This window comes from Bartonella jaculi (genome assembly GCF_039543045.1).
Taxonomy (GTDB): domain Bacteria; phylum Pseudomonadota; class Alphaproteobacteria; order Rhizobiales; family Rhizobiaceae; genus Bartonella; species Bartonella jaculi.
The window spans coordinates 14,407-16,568 of the sequence record NZ_BAABIZ010000026.1; the positions used below are offsets into that span (position 1 = coordinate 14,407).

2 protein-coding genes are annotated in these 2,162 nt (G+C 44.0%); both read right to left on the bottom strand.

Going from position 1 to position 2,162, the window contains the following annotated elements:
* Window positions 1-50: 50 nt before the first annotated feature.
* Window positions 51-866 carry a tetratricopeptide repeat protein gene (locus ABD915_RS07655; RefSeq protein WP_345117088.1) on the bottom strand — a complete coding sequence of 272 codons (816 nt, stop codon included), beginning with the start codon at window positions 864-866 and terminating at the stop codon, window positions 51-53.
* Window positions 867-1,044: 178 nt separating this feature from the next.
* The gene (gene ykgO / locus ABD915_RS07660; protein ID WP_011181208.1) at window positions 1,045-1,170 is read right to left on the bottom strand and encodes a type B 50S ribosomal protein L36; all 126 of its coding nucleotides are present in this window, start codon (window positions 1,168-1,170) and stop codon (window positions 1,045-1,047) included.
* Window positions 1,171-2,162: the final 992 nt, after the last annotated feature.

Genomic DNA, 2,162 nt, shown 5'->3' on the forward strand with positions numbered 1-2,162 from the left:
TAGGATATTATCAGAGTATTGGGCTCTCGTTCCTTGTTCAGGGGACTTGTTTAAAGGGCTTGGGGAGAGTGTTGCTCTAAAAGTATCTGAATGCGCTTTTGAAGCTTTCGCATTTGCGGATAGTATTCGAGTGCCTTTTCATAGGCTTTGATGGCAAGTTGTGGACGCTCCGTGGCTTCCATGGTAATGCCAAGCTCAAAGAATACACTGTAATTGCGTGGTTCAAGTGTTAGAGCATGATTAAGGTCAAACATGGCAAGTTTAAAATCACTCAGTTGAATGTGAATCCAAGCGCGCCGCGCCCAAGCTGCCGCATAAGTGGGTTGAAGTGCTAGGATGTTATCAAGGTAATCAAGGGCAAGACCATAATTGTCGGCGTTGATAGCATTTTCAGCCCACGACATCAAAAGGTCAATCGTGTCACTCCCCGATTGTGACCATAAACGCTGTAATTGCTGACTTATCTTTTTCGCTTCATGAACATCGGCACAAAATTTCAATTCTTTGAGGAGACGTAATATCTCCGCTTCTCTGCGCTGCTCTGCCCTGTGCACATGAGATTGATGTGGAGAGCCCGAATCTTCAAAAATGATTGCTTCTGAATCAGAATCAGAAAAAGTCGGAGCAGAAGGAGAAGGGCTGGGTATTAGATCATCTAAGGGCAAAAGCAATTGTGGAGAAGGAGGATCTTCAGGGAGTGAAGGAGGACTTTGCCCGTATCCAGAAGAAATCATACAAATGTTGCTTGCAAAAACAACCAACACTACCACAAAAGAAAACCAAAAAAACAAAGGAGGCAAAAAAAATCGCCGGAAAATACAAAAGCTCTCTAATTGTAAAGTTTTTAAAAAGATAGAAAACTTCATAAAAACAAATCCTCAACACATGAGGTGTCACACAACGGATTTGTAACCCAAAAACAAACCTGCAGGAAACTCAAAAAAAGCTTCATGCCCGCAAAAAAGCAGGCACAAAAACCACTCACTCCCAGAAGTATCAACCTCTAGAAACATCAGCCCCCAGAAGCATTAACCCCCAGAAGCATTAACCTTGACGGGCTCTAAAACGTGGATTCGTTTTGTTTAGGATATAAACACGACCTTTGCGACGCACCAAACGATTGTTACGGTGGCGTTCCCGCAGTGCTTTAAGCGAATTTTTAATTTTCATCATACTCACCGTTTATAGAAACTCATATAACGCAATATTATAACTTTATTATCAACGCCATAACTTCGAGATTGTAATCTCAAAACCATAACACCCGTACGACTCTCTTGTGACCGTACGACTCTCTTGTGACCGTACGACTCTCTTGTGACCGTACGACTCTCTTGTGATCGTACTACCCTCTTGTGACCGTACGACTCTCTTGTGACCGTACTACCCTCTTGTGACCGTACTACCCTCTTGTGACCGTACGACTCTCTTGTGACCGTACTACCCTCTTGTGATCGTACTACCCTCTTGTGATTGTATCGTATCACACACTTTTTCATTGTGATTAAAAAAGAAAAACACACCTTCGAAACAAAGGCATGCATTAACACATTTCATTCACACAACAAATAAGTGAAAGTTGTAAAAGATTTCCAGCACTTCTAACAAAAAGTGGACTTCTTGTCAAGTAATCATCCCTTATAAATTCCTCTCAGTTGGAGGAAAGGGCTGAAAAAGGCAAGGGGAATAGGTGCTTGGGCGGGCACAAGAGGGGCGCTTGATGAGAGCTTTTAGTAGATGTTCACCAAGATGTTTGGAGAGGGGGATATTCTGGAAGGACTTTTAAGCATAGGAAGAGCGGGGTGCTGTTGAGCAGGGTGGTGTTTTGGAGGAAGCATTTCTGGAAAGAAGCTTGGGAGGGAGGATGTTCTCGAACGGGGTGTCTTGCGAGGGATTCTTGCAGGTGCTGTTGAAGGCTTTGTGTTTGGGGAGATGCTTGAGATTTGTTGGGGCGGTGTTTATTGCGTGTTTTAGAAGAGTGCTTTGGTGAGGAAGGTGGTGTTTTGCTCACTGCTTATGCATCGAGAAGAGGGGGCTGAAAAAGGCAAGGGGAATAGGTGCTTGGGCGGGCACAAGAGGGGCGCTTGATGAGAGCTTTTAGTAGATGTTCACCAAGATGTTTGGAGAGGGGGATATTCTGGAAGGACTTTTAAGCATAGGGA

Excerpts from the sequence above, each read along its gene's own strand:
- ABD915_RS07655 (WP_345117088.1), bottom strand. The coding sequence starts at position 866 with ATGAAGTTTTCTATCTTTTTAAAAACTTTACAATTAGAGAGCTTTTGT.
- ykgO (WP_011181208.1), bottom strand. The coding sequence starts at position 1,170 with ATGAAAATTAAAAATTCGCTTAAAGCACTGCGGGAACGCCACCGTAAC.